Origin of the sequence: Centipeda infelix ATCC 43532 (genome assembly GCF_000234095.1) — a bacterium.
Classification (GTDB): Bacteria; Bacillota; Negativicutes; order Selenomonadales; family Selenomonadaceae; genus Centipeda; species Centipeda infelix.
On record NZ_JH376797.1, the window covers coordinates 476,859 to 492,927 of the forward strand.

Below are 16,069 nucleotides of genomic sequence, written 5' to 3' on the forward strand. Positions count from 1 at the left end.
GCTTGGAGAGAGATTTTTTATATAGAGGAAAGGAAAGGGAATCTCCATGGAAAAAGACTTGATAACAATGGCAAAGGAGAATCAAATCTTCTGTTCCGACTTGATTGTTGCAGCGAAAATCAATGGGGAAGTACATGATATCCAAACGTCCTATGAGGCTGCAGATCAAATCGAATTCATAGAATTGGATTCTCCCTTGGGATGGACCATCTATCGCCGTTCTGTACTCTTTCTTTTGATTGCAGCGGTAAACAAACTAGATAAAAAAAGTGATGTAATTGCTAAGTTCACGGTAAATAAAGGGTTATATTGCGAAATAAAAATCCCAAATCGCGTGATTGACCCACAGTTTATAACAGAAATAGATCATCAAATGAGAGAAATGATTGCGGCCAACCTTCCCATAGTCAAACACAGCATTCCACGTCAGGAAGCGATTGATATTTTCAAAAATCTCGGACGAACAGGCAAGGTAAACCTCATTTCTGCACTATCAAAGCCCATCATCAGCATATACACCTGTGAGGACTATACAGATTATCTATATGGTCCGATGCTCTCTGAGACAAGCGAGCTTGGCAGGTTTGAACTGGACTACGAGCCCGATGGGGTGTTAATTCGCACCCCTGATGAAATGACAAATGGTCAGGTCAGGGAGCGCATCAATCAGCCGAAATTCGGTTCAATCCTTGCAGAATCGAAGGCTTGGGCAGATATTTTGGACTGTCGCTTTATCTCTGATCTCAATCGAATCAACAAAGAAAATACGATAGGGGACCTCATTCGTGTTTCAGAGGCACTGCAAGAGAAACGTATCGCGCAGATTGCAGACCATATTTTCTCTCATCGTGAAAATATCCGTCTGATCCTGATTGCAGGACCGTCCTCATCCGGAAAGACCTCATTTGCACAGAGACTGCGGGTTCAATTGCGTGTCAACGGACTTCGCCCCGTTATGATTTCTTTGGATGACTATTTCCTCAACCGCGAGGATACGCCACTGAATGAGAAGGGGCAGTATGATTACGAATCCCTTGATGCACTCGACACAAAGCTCTTCAATCAGAACATGATCGACCTTCTTGAGGGGAAGGAGGTCCAAATTCCACGTTATAATTTCATAACAGGGAAAAGGGAATGGAAAAAGGAGGCTGTTCTGTCCATTCACAGCAATCAACCTATCATTATTGAAGGAATTCACGGACTAAATGAATATCTGACAAAGGATATCCCCCGCGTCAACAAATATAAAATTTATATCAGCGCGTTGACACAACTGAATATCGATGCACATAACAGGATTCCAACGACAGAAGTACGTTTTCTGCGTCGTCTGGTGCGTGACTATCAATTTCGTGGAGCAAAGGCGCTCAAAAGTATTCGCCAGTGGCCGGATGTCAGAGCAGGAGAGGAGAAATACATCTTTCCATTCCAAGAAGAGGCAGATGTCCTGTTCAACTCGGCACTGATCTATGAGATCGGTATCTTGAAGAAATATGCCGTTCCGCTCTTGGAAGAAATTCATCGAGGGGAAGAAGGTTATACCGAAGCCCGACTGATTCTACGTTTTCTTCAGTATGTCGACGAAATCAACGCCATAGACAATATTCCCAACAACTCCATTCTTCGTGAATTTATCGGGAAATCCGTATTCTTCTCATAAAAAAGCTCGGGCTCTTTTCATAGAGCTCGAGCTTTTTTTGAGAAAACCTCTACAGATTACTCTTTGACATAAGCGGTGATCGGCTTATAGTGTTTCTGGAAGAACTCCTCTGCGACCTGCGGGAAGAGTGCATAGGAGAGGACATCCTCATCCGACGGGTTGATATAACCCTTGTTCTTGAGCTCCTCTTTGAACTCTGCGAACGTCGTTGCTTTTGCATCTTCGATGGAGCAGTCATCAATGATGTCCTCAGGAGCGATACCGAGAGTGTCAGTCAGGAACTTGCGATCAATCTCAACAGGTGTCCTGCCAAACTTGCCGCGCGCGAGGTCTTTGAACTCGGTCGGTACCATCTTGTAGCGCTCACCAGTCATGACATTGAAGGTTGCCATCGTACCAACAATCTGCGAGGACGGCGTAACAAGCGGGGGATAGCCAACATCCTTGCGAACACGCGGCATCTCATCCAGAAGATCCTGATACTTGTCTTCCATGCCCGCTTCCTTGAGCTGATTCGCAAGGTTCGAGAGCATACCACCAGGAATCTGGAAGTCAAGAACATTCGGGTTCACATCAAAGTAGCCTTTGAGGTTGAAGGTCTTGATAAGATCCTGCTTAACCCCAAGGAAGTACTTGGAAATTGGCGTCATTGCCTGACGGTCAAGCCCTGTATCGCGCTCCTCCCCCTCAAGCATTGCCACCATTGTTTCCGTACACGGCTGTGAAGTGTCGCTGGAGAAGGGAGCAAGTGCAGTATCAATGATATCAACACCTGCTTCGACCGCCTTCAAATAGGTTGCATGGCCAAATCCGGAGGTGCAGTGCGTATGAAGGTCAATGGGAATCTTTACCGCAGCCTTAAGCTTCTTAACAAGATCCTCTGCCACATACGGCTTCAGAAGTCCCGACATATCCTTGATGCAGACGGAATGGCAGCCCATCTTTTCAAGCTCAACCGCCAGCTCAACAAAGCTCTCATTCGTGTGAACAGGGCTGATCGTATAGACCAGGCAGCCCTGAACATGTGGTTTCTCAGGGCACTTGAGTGCTGCATCAATCGCGACTTTGAGGTTACGAATATCGTTAAGTGCATCAAAGATGCGGAATACGCCGATACCATGCTCCGACGCCTTCTGAACGAACTTCTCTACCACGTCGTTGGAATAGTGGTTATAGCCGAGCAGGTTCTGACCACGGAGAAGCATCTGAATCGGCGTCTTGAGGTTTTTCTTCAGAATATCCAAGCGCTCCCACGGATCCTCATCAAGGAAGCGCAGGCAGCTATCAAACGTAGCACCACCCCATGCTTCAAGAGAATTGTAGCCAATGGCGTCGAGCGCCGCGAGCTGCGGAAGCATGTCCGAGATTCTCATGCGGGTTGCCAGCAGTGACTGGTGACCGTCACGGAGGACAGTCTCAGTGATTTTGACCGGATTCTTTGCCATAAAAGAACACTCTCCTTGATTAAAAGTATAATCAAAAATTATATAACCCAACATCTAAATTATAGATTCAAATTGCGTTATTGTCAATGACAAGTTATAAAATTCACATATTTTTACACAGTATTTTCAAGCCTTTTATTTTTCGCGGTTCTTCCGCAATTTAGAAGCGATTTGTCTACCGTTTGTCTACCATGTCACTTGTCTACGAAACGGGCGAAGATGGCGGCAGTTTCACGCTGCATCTCCTCGGTATCATGCGCATAAAGATTTTGCGTGATAGATACGTCCGCATGACCGAGACGGGCGGCGACATCAATGGGGTTCGCTCCGGCTTCAATGAGCCGTGTCGCATGCGTGTGCCTAAAACTGTGCGAGTTCAGCCCGTGCGCAGATAGGAGACGGCGCAGCGAAGCATAGCATATGGGGAGCCCGAAACGGTCAGAGCAGACAAGCGGGCGGCGTACCATGCCTTCAGGCGCGGCTTCAATTTTTGGCGCGGTGTAGACACGGCGATCAGGACACTCATAGACAATCTGATAGGCATTTCCAAGCCGCAGTTCATTTCGTGCCTGTATCGTTTTCCATTGCCGGAGCGCATTGACCATCCCGCCATCGATGTAGATCTTACGCGTGCTTGCGCTGCTCTTGGGCACTGAAAAGAACATGCGGCATCTGCGTCCAGCACTTGACAGTTGACGGCAGATATGGATAGTACTGTTTTGGAGATCCACATCGTCCCATGTCAGCCCCAGCACTTCACCGATACGCGCACCTGTATGGTAGGCGAGCCGCAGAAGTATGTGATACTTATGTCCGATAGGGCATTTCTTGAGGAGCGCCGCGAACTGCTCCGGCGTGATGATGCTCCGCTCAACGAGCTTCTTTGGTGCCGAGCGGGGGATGCTGATACCTGCACAAGGGTTAGATGTAATAATCTCTGCTGGATATACGGCGTATTTCAACGCGTTTGAAAGAACCGTACGGGAGAGTGATAACGAGTTTTTTGAAAGCCCCTTTTCCGCAAGCCTCTTCATCCAAGAATCGACATCGCGGGGACGCAGGTCTTGGACATAAATATCGCCAAGGATCGGATTGATCCGCACACGGATCGCGGACTCATAGTCGTAATGCGTCCCGCGTGAGACGTTTGGACGCATGACGTTCTCAAGCCATGCAGCGAGATAGTCGCGCAGCTTCACCCGCTCGCTCGTGATCCCGATGTTGCCGGACTTCCAGTCTGCATAAGCAGCGACACCTGCGTCATACGCCTCCTGCTCCGTCGCATAGCCGCCCTTCTCGATTGCTTTGCGCTTTCCCGTCATTGGGTTCTTTCCTGCGTCAAAGGAATAGGAGTAAGTCTTACCTCGTTTGCGGGTGCGGATAGTTGCTTTCTTTGCCATAATGTTATACCTCCAGAAATTATGTGGAATAATCCCCGAAGGTGTGATATACTTTGCTTGCTATGGCTTGTATATCTCTCCGGAGATTGCTTGCTTCACCGTTCATCGTGCGCCAACACGGTGGGCGGTTTTTTTTTATGTGGGAAGAAACGCGATTTTTTTCCCATACAATTATCTAACTAGGAAAAAAAGCCAAATTTTTCATAGTTGGTTGTCGTGACTGGATAAAGGTGTTTGACGAAATCCTTATTTTTCGCTGAGATTAACGCTGTCGAACTCCTTGTGCTACATGTCTCCTTTTTTGTGTGGATTTTTTGATTGAATTAGCCGCCGGTAGTTTCGCTCCACGATTCGTCGGATTTTGCGGAACGCTGTTCATGCAGAGTGTCGAGGAGCCCATCTACGAGCTCACGCCCATCTTCGTCCAGTGCACGGTATTTTTTAAGATGATCGGCTTCTTTTTGAGTGCAAACGTTCGTAGAAGGTGGGCTGGTAACAGGTGTTTGCATAGGAAGATTGTCAGAAGAACCATAATCCAAGGAAACTAATTGCCCCTTATCTACTGATCTCATCAACGCTTCAACACTTGTAGACATTGCTTTTGCGAGGCTTTGAAACGTTTGGATGGATGGTATGATTACTTTTCCCGTTTTTGGGTTTTTGTTTTTCTCAAGCATGGATATGTAGCCTTTACTTAAGGCGCTTCGTTTCGCAAATTCATCCATGCTTAGCTTATGACTTTTTCGATATGCTTTTATAACATCACCTAGCGTCACTAGTATCACCTCGCTAGCCTCTATTGTATAGTATGATAAACATTTTTTCAAGGATTTTGTTTATCTCACTTGACATTTTTTGTTTAATAGGCTAAACTTTTTCTTGAAAGAAGAAGGGAGGAGGAGAAACTATGGGGGGCGCCAATAGACTCAGGGAATACCGTAAGAAGAAGGGGTTGACACAACAAAAACTCGCGGATAAAGCTAATGTTTCCAGATCCATCATTATTGGTCTTGAGCGTGGTACTATTGCTACAACAACAACGGATACGCTTCTAAAGTTGTCTACTGCATTAAACGCGACTGTACCTCAAATTTTTTTTAGAGAGAATGTTTAATCTATTAAACATTCTCTCTAAAAAAAGAGTACGGCGTTCGCCGTACTCTTTGCACCGAGATTAGCTTTTAGCACTCTAAGAAAAAGGTGATATAGGAGATCAGCTTACCATCGACGATACACGTCTGCCGCTTGCCAATAAAAGAGTACCTATGTACTGCCAGCCAGAAAAAGTCAAAGAACTGTCCTGGCTTGATGGAGTCAAGATGTTCTTGCTCATCCAGTACTCGAATCTCTGTCAGACCGTGGACTGTAATCGTTTTTCCGGTAGTCAACGTAATATTGATTCCGTACATTCTAATCGCCTCCTTATTGTGATTGTATCACTGCAGGGAGGGAGCAGCAACCGAAACAAAGGAGGATCAGCCATGAAGCTCAAGTGGAACATGAACAACGTCGTTGCCGCACGGGGCAACACCTACACCTGCATCGCAAGGTTTGACAACAGCCGCTTTTGGCTCAAGGTCAATGCGATCACGTCCGTGCAGAACTTCAAGGGAGATATCCGCCGCATCGCGCAGCTTGTAGGGGCGAAGGAGGTCGAGATCAAGTACCTCCACATGGATGACGAGGCGGGCACGCTCACCGAGCCGCGCGAGAACATCGTACTCTTCTCCGATCGCGGTGGCGACGACTACAGGTATTTCACCGAGTCAATCGACCCCGTAACGAATCGGCGCACCATCCACTACCTCGCCCCCGAAGATGTCTTTATCCTTACAAGTGTAGGAGCAATCAAAGCGGCGTAATTGCCGCAACAGAGAGGAGGAAAGAAAAGATGGCGAACAACAACCCATTCGACGTATTGAAGGACGAATTTGCGGAAGTTGTCCGCAGTGTTGTCCGCGAGGAATTGCACAAGCTCCGTGCGCAGCAGCCAGAGGCACAGCCCGTACCGGAAGAGGACGATCGGCTCGTCGGGCGCGAGGAGATTGCGCGGCGTTTGGATCTGACACCAGATACGGTATCCGCCAAGATGGGGAAAGGTGAGCTGATCTGGACGATTGATCCGATCAGCGGTCAGCGAAAGATGAAAAAGAGTACGCTCGATCAGTACATTCGTGACCTGCCCGAATATACGGGACTTTTGAGCGCACGAAAGGAGGCAGTCGCATGAGCGGCAAGAAGGCGGTGACGGGCGCGGCGATCGCACTTGCGGCGATTATCTGTGCGGGTGCGGCAAGCGATCACGCGCAGGGCGATGTACGGGATGCGGTCTTGGTTGAAGAGGTCTACATCGTCAAGAATGGCGACACTCTTTGGGGGATCGCCGAAGAGTACATCAAAAAAAACACAGGCAGCCGTAGATATATCCTTGAATACAAAGAAGGTATCTACGAGAACAACCCTTGGCTTGTAGACCGTAAGGGCTTGATCCGTCCGGGTGACGAGCTGCGAATAACCTACTGGGTGAAGGAAGGAACGTGAGATGTGTATGGAAGGGTTATCACGCAAGACCATTTTTCGGCGTGATGAGGTAGAAGGCGTAATCCTCACGTACAAACTCCCCTGCGACGATGGCTGGACAACGAATCTCTGTGTGTATGCGGAGAATGAGAATCCGGGAATCTGGAACGAGGCGAGTACACGGGAAATGGCAGAACGTCAGCATGAGGAAACCATCCGCATGGTGAAACTGATGGGCTTTGAAACGGAGGACGCATGATGGAGTACATCGATGCACGCGGATGGCGATATCGTGTCATGCAGGGACTTGATGGCAGCTGGAAGGGACGCTATCGAAAGCCCGATAAGCCGTGGCAGAAGAATCGGGCAGACGATGTTGGCTGGAAGAACGTCGCTACTCTGCCTTGGCGCAAAACGCAGGAAGAGGCGGAACGTGACCTTGCTGAGTACGCGAAGCGCAAGGAGATGCGGGTTTATCAGAAAGACGCGGAGGACGTGACATGACTAAGTTTTTCACGATGAGCGGCGTGATTGCAGCTGCCGGCTCTTACACGAAGGTCGTCAAGCACATGTCATCGCATGAGGAGAAGGGCAGACGGTTCATCCAAGGCTATCGTGTCTGTACGTATTACACGGAGGGGGACGGCCGGGACTACAGTGTTCTGGCGGAGTTCCCAGGGACGCGGGAGGGGCATGCCGCTGCGGAATCTCTGGTGCTCTGGATCTGGGAGGAGATGCTGGAGGGCAAGGAGCACATCGTTATCCATGATGCGCCGCCGGTGCGAAAGTTTATGTCGATGGCATAAACAGAAAGGACGGAGATATGCATATCAAGAAAATTTTGCATCAATACCGACGCGACTTTCGGGCACTTTTTATCTGTGAGAATTGCGAGCACGAGTGTGAAATGCTGGGATACGACGATGCCTATTTCCATGCGAAGGTCATTCCCGACAAGGTATGCCCGAAGTGCGGAAAGACGGAGCGGGAGATCGACCCGAATTACCGCCCGCTCACCACAAAGTATCCTGAATGGATGCAGCTCTAGGAAGCAAGTGAAGGAGGGATCGCAGTGACCCCCGAGGAGCGGAGAGCGAAGGAGTGCGCGCAGCACCGGGAGCGCTATTATTGGTACAAAGCGCATGGGATCTGTGTGAGCTGTGGGCAAGCGGACGCCGCGCCAGGGAAGGTAAAATGTGAAGAGTGCGCTGCGAAAGTGGCAGACCGAAGCATGGCCGCCTACTACCGGAAAAGAGAGGAGCGGAAAGAGGCGATGCGTCGGCGGCAGAGAGAGCGGTATGCAAAGCGCAGGACAGAGGGGCTCTGTACTGATTGCGGCAAAAAAGCGTCCGCAGGAAAACGGCTTTGTCTGGATTGTTTTCTGCGACGCCGCCGCTATGACAAACGGTACTTCGATGCATATCGCCGCGTGAAGACGGATTTCTCTGACGGGCTCTGCCGCCTGTGCAATGAGCCAGTTGTACCGGGAAAAAAGCTCTGCGCAACGCATTGCGATATCTTGAGGGAGAACCTGAAAAAAGCGAATGCGCAGCAATCTAATGTCGACCATCCGTGGAGACATGGCAACCAGTTAATTTTTAAGAAAGGAGATACGCAGTGAAGAGTGAGTGGAAAATCTCAAGTATGTACCTCGGCGGCAAGAAGGTCTATCAGGTCTACCGCATCAAGGATATGCGCGTTGTCGATCACAGCGGCAACCGTGAGTATGCGGGCAGGTGGTACAAGGACAAAGCGGACGCGCAGGCGGTCGTAGATGAGATGAATGCGAAAGAAGGAGAATAGCATGGATCCATACACACAGCGCACAACGATTATGAAATGTGACAATCGCACCATGCGTATTATGACAAGTGTAGGTCGATTGCCTAGCGCATGGGACTTGTGCGCATCGTCCGAGGCGTGGGTAACAAGCCTCGCGGTCTCCGCTGGGGACAACAGTCTTAGCATCACAAGGTTTTCGTTGACGCAAGAGGAGGCCGACAAGAAGCACACGGATTTCGTGCACATGGCGTTCTTGATGGGGTTTGAACTGTCCAGCGGGCACACGTCCTATAGGCGCACAAACAAAAAGAACCCGTAACGGCGACAACCGTTACGGGCGACAAGAAAGATTTACAGACACAGTATAACACGACTCAAGGAGGATTTACAATATGACGAACTGCGAAAAACTCTATAACTACTTTCTCGAGCACCCGAAGGCGTCCGCCGACGAGGTGATGGAGGCGCTTAACTGGGAGCGCAAACAAGTGAGCAAGTACAAGCATCGCCTCAAAGAGCGTGGTTTCATCGATGTGGATGCAATCGAAGGAGTGAAGATCCTGCGTCCATACCGCAAGGAGGATAAAAACAATCCGATCCACGACTACAAGCAGGACGCATATATGGAGGCAGCGGACGCGTGCCTGGATCGGATCCACGACCCGGAGACGACGATCCCGCAACTGATTGAGCTGATCCGCGAGCTGCGGATGGTGCTCAAGGCAATCATTCCCGCGTAAGGAGGCACAGGTAATGAGAACATTATATGACCTTGGCGACGCCTTTAACGGCGTTATGGACATGGTGCTGGATGAGACGATGGATCTCACGGTACTCGAGGCGTGTCTGCAATCGATTGAGGCAGACATCGCCGTCAAATGTGAGAACGGCATCGGGCTGATCCGCTCGCTCGAGAATCTGCGCGACGGTATGAAGGCAGAGGCAGCCCGCCTTACGGATCGGCAGAAGATCATCGACAACCGCATCCGAAGCATTAAGGAGTGGTATCAGCGCAATCTTGACGCGATGGGCAAATCCAAGGTTACCACGACACGCGGCACGATGGCCGTGCAGAACAATTCGCCGGCACTCAAAGTCACGGATGAAGATCAAATTCCCCTCTGCTATCTGGATCTCATCCCTGCGCGGTATGAGGTGAATAAGGACGCTGTGAAGAATGCACTCAAAGCAGGTGAGGAGGTTCCGGGCGCACATCTTGAGCAGGGAAGGAGTCTTCACATTCGATGAATATTTTCGAAAAGATTCAGGCTGTCCGTGTGCAGCTCGCTGCGGACAATCTGAAGAAGGGGAAGAAGAACGAGTATGCGGGGTACACCTACTATGAACTCGGCGACTTCCTTCCGCGCATCATGACACTGTGCAGCGAGCAGAAAATCTTTCCCGTGATCTCATTCACGGCGGAGATGGCGACACTGACGATCTATGACTGCGAGAAGCCGGATGCGAAGGTGGAGATCACAACACCAATGTCCACGGCGCAGCTTAAGGCGTGTCATCCGGTGCAGAACCTCGGCGCAGTGCAGACGTATCTTCGGCGGTATCTCTACATCGCCATGTTCGAGATTGTGGAGTCGGACAAGATCGAGGCGACGATGAGCAAGGATCCCGTCGAAGTACCTGCAGCAACATCCGCACCGTCCGATATCTCTCCGAGCGGCCGCGCGTTCCGCTGCGATATCAATAAACCGGCGCGCGAGGAGCTAGTCCGTCTCTGGCAGTTCATGGGATGGGATACGGCGAATATCGAAAACTACCTTGCCACGCGGGCACTCAATATGAATACATCACAAACGCCCGCGTTTTTTCAAAAGGTCTTGCAGGAGCAGATCGAGTTCTGCATCACGGAGTCACGCAAGGGAACACCGGGCTATGCGGGACTGCTGTTTGATGACGGCTACCCGTTCCAATAAGAGAGGAGTATTTCAATGAATGTATCATTTTTTGGCCGACTGACAAGGAACCCCGAGGTCAAGACGAATCAGACGGGGACATCCTACACAACGTTCACGGTTGCGACACAGGTGCAGGCAAAGGGGCAGGACGGCAAGGCGAAGACGCTCTTTATCGATGTGTCGGCATTCGGCAAGCAGGGCGAAAATATTATGAAGTACTTCGGCAAGGGCAGCCGCATCGTGATCCACGGCGATATCTTCGACGCAAATGCGTGGGTCGGCAAGAATGACGGTCAGCCGCACATCGGCGTGAATGTGACGCTGAACGGCTTTGACTTTGTGGACACGCAGGCAGAATCGGCGGCACGTCAACAGAGCGCCCCGCAACAGATGGCACCGCCTCCGCAGGCTCCTCCACCGGTAGTACCTACGGGCTACGCAGCGCAGATTCCGGCACCGATGCAGACGGGCGTCGCACCGTGGGCACCGCCCGCATACGGGGGGCAACCGCAGCAGGGCGTCGCCTACGGAGCAGCCCCTCCGCCGCCCACAGGGCAGAACTATGCGGCAGCTCCGTACTGATGCGCTATGGATATCAGCCTCAGACCATATCAGCAGCAGTTCATTGATGATGTTGGGTATGAGTTCACGCAGGGGCGGCGGCGCGTGTGCGCTGTGGCACCCTGCGGCGCGGGCAAGACGATTATGACGGCATGGATGGCGCGCGGCACAGCACTTTCGGGGCGGCGCGCTATTTTCATGGTGCATCGACAGGAACTCATCGAGCAGACGTCTGCGACGTTCACGGCAATGGGCATTCAGCATGGTCTTATTGCTGCAGGGGCAGCGAAGGAATATGATTTGCCTGTGCAGATCGCCTCGGTGCAGACGCTCATTCATCGTCTGCACGAGGTGCAGCCGCCCGATCTTTTGATCTGCGATGAGTGTCATCATATCGTTGCCAATACATACCGCAGGATTTTGGAGCATTTCGCCGCTGCCTATGTGCTCGGCGTGACGGCGACGCCGGAGCGGATCGGCGGGCAGGGACTCGGTGAGATTTTCCAGTCGCTTGTGCTCGGACCAACCGCCGCAGAACTCATTGCCGCCGGCAATCTGACGCCGTACGACTACTACGCACCGCCCTCGAAGTTCGACCCCGCTGCGGCGCACGTGCGCTTCGGCGAGTACGTCAAGGGCGATCTCATCCATCAGATGGATGATGCGGATGTGATCGGCGACATTGTGAAAAACTATCAGAATCTCGCAGCAGGGCGGCGTGCGATCTGTTACTGCATCAACCGCGCGCACAGTGAGCACGTCGCAGCGTCGTTCCGCACAGTGGGCATTTCTGCCGTACACATTGACGGAGAGACGCACAAGACCGTCCGTGCGCGTACCGTCGAAGATTTTCGCCTCGGCAAGATTCGGATTCTATGCAACGCGGAGCTCCTCGGAGAGGGCTTTGACGTTCCGGCGATGGAGGCAGTGATTCTTGCTCGCCCTACGGCATCACTGACGCTCTATATCCAACAGAGTATGCGGCCGCTGCGTCCCGATCCTGCAAATCCCGATAAGCGTGCGGTCATTATCGATCATGTGGGCAATGTGTTCCGGCACGGTATGCCGGATGAGGAGCGCGCATGGACGCTTGAAACGAGGAAAAAGAAGCCGCGCAGTTCATCTATTAAGGTATGCCCCGCCTGTTATACCGCCGTTCCAAGTACGGCGCGTGTGTGTCCCTGCGGGCATGCTTTTGCTGCTGCGCCGGAGGAGCACAAATACACTGAGAGGGACGGTACACTCACGAAGATCGAGGAAATCAAGCGAAAGAAGCGGCAGGAGGTCGGTATGGCACGCAGCGTTGCAGACCTTACGGCAATCGCCTTAAAGCGCGGCTACTCGCTGCGCTGGGTGTCGCGCATGGCAGACCTGAAACGACTGAGAGGATAACGCATGAAGAAATCAGAGCATGACATTCAAAACGAGATTCGCGTCGCGATCGGCGCAAAGCAGACGGCGACACTCTTTCGCGCGAACGTCGGCGAGGCATGGACGGGGATTTGTCGAAGGATGAATTGGATACCGGATCGTGTTGTAATTGATGGTGCGCGGCGGTTTCAGAGCGGTCTGCCCGTCGGATTTCCGGACCTCTTCGGATTCCGAACCATCGAGGTAACGCCCGAGATGATCGGCAAAAAGATCGCCGTTTTTGTCTTCCTCGAGGTCAAAAAACCCGGCGGGCGCACGAGCAAGGCACAGAAGGAGATGCACGCATTCCTGCAATCGGCGGGTGCGATCGGCGGTGTGGCACGCTCCGCCGAGGAGGCGGCGGCTCTGCTGCAGCGTTTATAGCCGGGCGGGTTGAAACGAGGTGAGTGTCATTGACACCATAGAATTTTTCCGCGCGTTCTATCCGGAGGAGAGCGAGGGGCATACCTATCTCTGGACGCTGCCAGATAAGCGGACGCAAGTGTTTGCCGCCGCTGCGCACGCTGAGATCGCGCAGGCGGCGCGAAATACAGGGGACGCGGGCAAGGATGTGTATTTCTCTGTTGGGCTGTCTGAGCGCCTGTTCAAGGCGCATGAGCGGGCGAAGAGCGCGGACATTATCGCGATCCCTGCGCTCTGGGTGGACATCGATATCGCAGGTGACGCTCATGCAGCGAAGTCCCTGCCGCCGGACTATACAGCGGCGCGGGCACTTCTGCCGGAGATGCTTGACCCGTCGATCGTCGTACACAGCGGGCATGGGATCCATGCATACTATATTTTTCGCGAACTGCTCGACACGCGCACGGAGGAAGAGCGTAGCGCCGCCGAGGATCTATTGCGCCGTCTGCAGGGCGCTGTGCGTGCGCGTGCCGCCATCTATGGCTGGCATGTGGACAGCGTCCCCGATCTCTGCCGTGTGCTGCGCGTCCCTGGGACGCTAAACCGCAAGGGCGGCGATGCGGTGCCCTGCATGATTACGGAGTACTCCGAGGGGCTGCGGTACAACGCGGAGGATTTCGATGTGCTGCCCGAGGTGCAGGAGATCAGCAGGGCGGAGCGTGCGGAGAAATTCGAGCGACGACCGACGGACGGGGACGCGCGGCTGATGCTCGCGAACTGCGCGTTCCTGCAGCATTTTCAGCAGAACTATAAAACCCTCCCCGAGCCTGTCTGGAAGGCGGCGTGCACGAATCTCATGCGCGGTGTTGGCGGCGAGGAGATCATTTTGCCGCTCGTCAAGGAATGGCTCGGCACGAAGTACAACAAAGAGGATACCCGCAAGAAGCTCGCGCATTATCTAAACGAGTGCACGCCGCAGACGTGTGTACACATTCAGTCAGAACTTGGCTTCAAAGGCTGCGCGGATTGTCCCGACATCAAGTCGCCCTGCGCGTGGTCGCTCGGCAAGGTGCCGCAGGCAATCGCAAAGCTCCGGCAGATCGCGCTGCCGAATGCGGAGAATACACTGAATGAGGAGACGATCGGTGCGCTTGCGCTCGTCAAGAAGGAAAACGGGCTGGAATACGCACGCTTTAAGGAGCGGTGCAAGGGGAATGTCAATCTGAACGACCTGCAGCGCGAGGTAAAACGCGTGCAGGCGTCACAGGCGGGGCTTTCGGTCGTGGAGGGGGGCGCACTCGAGGCGGGGCAAAAGCTCGGCGATATCACCACGCGCTCATTTGTCCCGGATACGCCGCTCGATCTTGCGCTCCCCGCGAACTTTTCCTACGGCGCCGATGGCGTCTATGAGGTACGCATGACGGAGATGGGGCAGGTGGCGCGGCTTGCTGCAGGTACGCCCGTCATCATCTCGGAAAAGCAGTACAATGTCGATACGCAGACGGAGAAAGTGCAGCTTTCCTTCCGCTACTATGATCATTGGGTGCATGTGGTCTGCAAACGTTCGGAGGTATTCTCTGCGCGCGGCATCATCGCGCTCACGGATCGCGGGCTGAACACTTCGAGTGAGTCGGCAAAATATCTGGTGAAATACCTCCAAGCCCTTGAGGCGGCGAATCCGAATATTCCGCTTGTTCATGCCGTCTCCAAGATCGGCTGGCGGCCATATGGGCTGAGTGAGTTTGTGATCCCATCATCGAGCAGATACCACGTCGACATGGACGACGACGGAGAGCTTGCCGCCGCCTTTACGCAGCGTGGGACGCTCGCAGAGTGGCAGGAGGCGGCGCAGGAGATACGTAAACACACTTTTGCGCGTTTTGTATTGGCAGCTGCGTTTGCGACTCCGCTGTTGCACATCTGCAAGAACCGCAATTTTATGATTTACTTCTGGGGCACGTCGGGCGGCGGCAAGACGGCGGCGCAGCGATTTGCGCTCACGGTCTGGGGCAATCCGACACGGCTGATGAAGTCGTTCTATGGGACAACGAACGGACTTGAACGCGCTGCCGAATACAGCAATGATTTCCCGCTCGTCATCAATGAGCGTCAGGTCATGATGGGGAGCAACAAGCAGGAGGCGCTTGAGAGCCTTGTCTATATGCTTGAGGGCGGTCATGGCAAGGTGCGCGCGAGCAAGTCCGGCATCCGAAAGATGGCGACGTGGCGCACGATCGCAATGGCATCGGGCGAAGAACCCTTGTCGAAAGAGTCGAGCATTCAGGGCGTCAAGACGCGTCTGATCGAACTGAACACCTATCCCGTACTGCCGGAGGAAACGGCGAAGATGGTCTATGCCATCGACGAGGAGCGGCATGGCACGGCGGGCAGGGCTTTTATGGAGCGCCTGCTGCAGGAGGCGGAAACGGCATACACGGAGATTCTTGCGGCGCGTCAGGCACTCATTGAACGGCTGCACACGGACTATCCCGAGCATTTTGAGCCGCATATTGACAACGTGGCGACGGTCGCCATCGCGGATATGCTTGTGAGCATGTGGCTGTTTGGTGAAACGCCCGAGGCGGCACAGCAGGGCGCCTATGATATGGCAGCTGTTATCATGGAAGGGCAACCAACAAAGCGTGAAATCTCCGATACGCGGCGTGCATGGGACTTTGTAGAGGCGTGGCTTGTCAGTAACTGGCAGCATTTCAGCAACGATATCGGCTATGAGTCACGTGCCAAGCTCTCACCGGAATACGGCTTCATTCGCAACGGATATGTCAATGTGTATCCGATGTATCTGCGCGCGGCGCTCGATGATGCGGGCTTCTCGTCCAATAAGTTCTTGAAGGAGTTCGCCGAAAGCGGGCTGATCTGCTCGACGCCCGAAAAAAGCAATCGTCGATTCACAAAACGGGTCAGTTATAGCGGGACGAAGATTCATGTGATTCAGATTCCACAGGAAATGGAGCGTCTTTTATGAATTTGCGGGAACTATGGGAACTCTGT

Annotated in this window: 22 protein-coding genes; 18 read left to right on the forward strand and 4 right to left on the reverse strand. The window is 52.7% G+C overall.

Going from position 1 to position 16,069, the window contains the following annotated elements; genetic code table 11:
* Positions 1 to 46: 46 nt before the first annotated feature.
* A complete protein-coding gene (locus HMPREF9334_RS02350; protein ID WP_006691897.1) occupies positions 47 to 1,663 on the forward strand; it encodes a nucleoside kinase in 1,617 nt (538 codons plus the stop codon).
* A 56-nt stretch (positions 1,664 to 1,719) separates the two neighbouring features.
* On the opposite strand, the gene HMPREF9334_RS02355 is transcribed toward HMPREF9334_RS02350, so the two are convergent.
* From HMPREF9334_RS02355 to HMPREF9334_RS11345, 3 genes are all read right to left on the reverse strand, one after another.
* On the reverse strand, positions 1,720 to 3,108 hold the full coding sequence (locus HMPREF9334_RS02355) for a pyruvate carboxylase subunit B (RefSeq protein ID WP_006691898.1): 1,389 nt from the start codon (positions 3,106 to 3,108) through the stop codon (positions 1,720 to 1,722).
* A gap of 194 nt (positions 3,109 to 3,302) precedes the next feature.
* Positions 3,303 to 4,508, reverse strand: a complete 1,206-nt coding sequence (locus HMPREF9334_RS02360) for a site-specific integrase (RefSeq protein ID WP_006691899.1) — start codon at positions 4,506 to 4,508, stop codon at positions 3,303 to 3,305.
* A 323-nt stretch (positions 4,509 to 4,831) separates the two neighbouring features.
* Complete coding sequence (locus HMPREF9334_RS11345) at positions 4,832 to 5,293, reverse strand: helix-turn-helix domain-containing protein (RefSeq protein WP_050803394.1); 462 nt, start codon at positions 5,291 to 5,293, stop codon at positions 4,832 to 4,834.
* A 122-nt stretch (positions 5,294 to 5,415) separates the two neighbouring features.
* On the opposite strand from HMPREF9334_RS11345, the gene HMPREF9334_RS02370 reads away from it, so the two are divergent.
* Positions 5,416 to 5,622 (forward strand): helix-turn-helix transcriptional regulator, encoded by a 207-nt coding sequence (locus HMPREF9334_RS02370; RefSeq protein WP_039957153.1) that lies wholly within the window; start codon positions 5,416 to 5,418, stop codon positions 5,620 to 5,622.
* A gap of 67 nt (positions 5,623 to 5,689) precedes the next feature.
* On the opposite strand, the gene HMPREF9334_RS02375 is transcribed toward HMPREF9334_RS02370, so the two are convergent.
* Positions 5,690 to 5,917: a hypothetical protein gene (locus HMPREF9334_RS02375; protein WP_039957154.1), complete on the reverse strand. Its 228-nt coding sequence runs from the start codon at positions 5,915 to 5,917 to the stop codon at positions 5,690 to 5,692.
* A 72-nt stretch (positions 5,918 to 5,989) separates the two neighbouring features.
* On the opposite strand from HMPREF9334_RS02375, the gene HMPREF9334_RS11350 reads away from it, so the two are divergent.
* The 16 genes from HMPREF9334_RS11350 to HMPREF9334_RS02460 all read left to right on the forward strand — a co-directional run bounded on the left by HMPREF9334_RS11350 (position 5,990) and on the right by HMPREF9334_RS02460 (position 16,043).
* Positions 5,990 to 6,370 (forward strand): hypothetical protein, encoded by a 381-nt coding sequence (locus HMPREF9334_RS11350; RefSeq protein ID WP_006691901.1) that lies wholly within the window; start codon positions 5,990 to 5,992, stop codon positions 6,368 to 6,370.
* Positions 6,371 to 6,399: 29 nt separating this feature from the next.
* Positions 6,400 to 6,738 (forward strand): hypothetical protein, encoded by a 339-nt coding sequence (locus HMPREF9334_RS02385; RefSeq protein ID WP_006691902.1) that lies wholly within the window; start codon positions 6,400 to 6,402, stop codon positions 6,736 to 6,738.
* A complete protein-coding gene (locus HMPREF9334_RS02390; RefSeq protein ID WP_006691903.1) occupies positions 6,735 to 7,049 on the forward strand; it encodes a LysM peptidoglycan-binding domain-containing protein in 315 nt (104 codons plus the stop codon). The genes HMPREF9334_RS02385 and HMPREF9334_RS02390 overlap by 4 nt, the downstream gene beginning before the upstream one ends.
* 7 nt (positions 7,050 to 7,056) lie before the next feature.
* Positions 7,057 to 7,287, forward strand: a complete 231-nt coding sequence (locus HMPREF9334_RS02395; RefSeq protein WP_156792899.1) for a hypothetical protein — start codon at positions 7,057 to 7,059, stop codon at positions 7,285 to 7,287.
* Positions 7,287 to 7,532, forward strand: a complete 246-nt coding sequence (locus tag HMPREF9334_RS02400) for a hypothetical protein (protein WP_245535205.1) — start codon at positions 7,287 to 7,289, stop codon at positions 7,530 to 7,532. The genes HMPREF9334_RS02395 and HMPREF9334_RS02400 overlap by 1 nt, the downstream gene beginning before the upstream one ends.
* The gene (locus tag HMPREF9334_RS02405; protein ID WP_006691906.1) at positions 7,529 to 7,834 is read left to right on the forward strand and encodes a hypothetical protein; all 306 of its coding nucleotides are present in this window, start codon (positions 7,529 to 7,531) and stop codon (positions 7,832 to 7,834) included. The genes HMPREF9334_RS02400 and HMPREF9334_RS02405 overlap by 4 nt, the downstream gene beginning before the upstream one ends.
* A 101-nt stretch (positions 7,835 to 7,935) precedes the next feature.
* Entirely contained in the window at positions 7,936 to 8,076 is a 141-nt protein-coding gene (locus HMPREF9334_RS12440; RefSeq protein WP_245535206.1) for a hypothetical protein, read from the forward strand.
* Between the two features lie 148 nt (positions 8,077 to 8,224).
* Complete coding sequence (locus HMPREF9334_RS12255) at positions 8,225 to 8,461, forward strand: hypothetical protein (RefSeq protein ID WP_169311779.1); 237 nt, start codon at positions 8,225 to 8,227, stop codon at positions 8,459 to 8,461.
* 184 nt (positions 8,462 to 8,645) lie between these two features.
* On the forward strand, positions 8,646 to 8,831 hold the full coding sequence (locus HMPREF9334_RS02420) for an RNA-binding protein (protein ID WP_006691909.1): 186 nt from the start codon (positions 8,646 to 8,648) through the stop codon (positions 8,829 to 8,831).
* Positions 8,832 to 9,202: 371 nt separating this feature from the next.
* Positions 9,203 to 9,550: a hypothetical protein gene (locus HMPREF9334_RS02430; protein ID WP_006691910.1), complete on the forward strand. Its 348-nt coding sequence runs from the start codon at positions 9,203 to 9,205 to the stop codon at positions 9,548 to 9,550.
* A 13-nt stretch (positions 9,551 to 9,563) separates the two neighbouring features.
* Positions 9,564 to 10,058, forward strand: a complete 495-nt coding sequence (locus tag HMPREF9334_RS02435) for a siphovirus Gp157 family protein (RefSeq protein WP_006691911.1) — start codon at positions 9,564 to 9,566, stop codon at positions 10,056 to 10,058.
* Positions 10,055 to 10,741 (forward strand): ERF family protein, encoded by a 687-nt coding sequence (locus HMPREF9334_RS02440; RefSeq protein ID WP_006691912.1) that lies wholly within the window; start codon positions 10,055 to 10,057, stop codon positions 10,739 to 10,741. The genes HMPREF9334_RS02435 and HMPREF9334_RS02440 overlap by 4 nt, the downstream gene beginning before the upstream one ends.
* 15 nt (positions 10,742 to 10,756) lie before the next feature.
* Positions 10,757 to 11,305, forward strand: coding sequence for a single-stranded DNA-binding protein (locus HMPREF9334_RS02445; RefSeq protein ID WP_006691913.1), 549 nt, complete (start codon positions 10,757 to 10,759; stop codon positions 11,303 to 11,305).
* 6 nt (positions 11,306 to 11,311) lie between these two features.
* A complete protein-coding gene (locus tag HMPREF9334_RS02450; protein ID WP_006691914.1) occupies positions 11,312 to 12,676 on the forward strand; it encodes a DEAD/DEAH box helicase in 1,365 nt (454 codons plus the stop codon).
* Positions 12,677 to 12,679: 3 nt separating this feature from the next.
* On the forward strand, positions 12,680 to 13,078 hold the full coding sequence (locus HMPREF9334_RS02455) for a VRR-NUC domain-containing protein (protein ID WP_006691915.1): 399 nt from the start codon (positions 12,680 to 12,682) through the stop codon (positions 13,076 to 13,078).
* A 19-nt stretch (positions 13,079 to 13,097) separates the two neighbouring features.
* Positions 13,098 to 16,043 (forward strand): DUF927 domain-containing protein, encoded by a 2,946-nt coding sequence (locus HMPREF9334_RS02460; RefSeq protein ID WP_006691916.1) that lies wholly within the window; start codon positions 13,098 to 13,100, stop codon positions 16,041 to 16,043.
* Positions 16,044 to 16,069 lie beyond the last annotated feature (26 nt).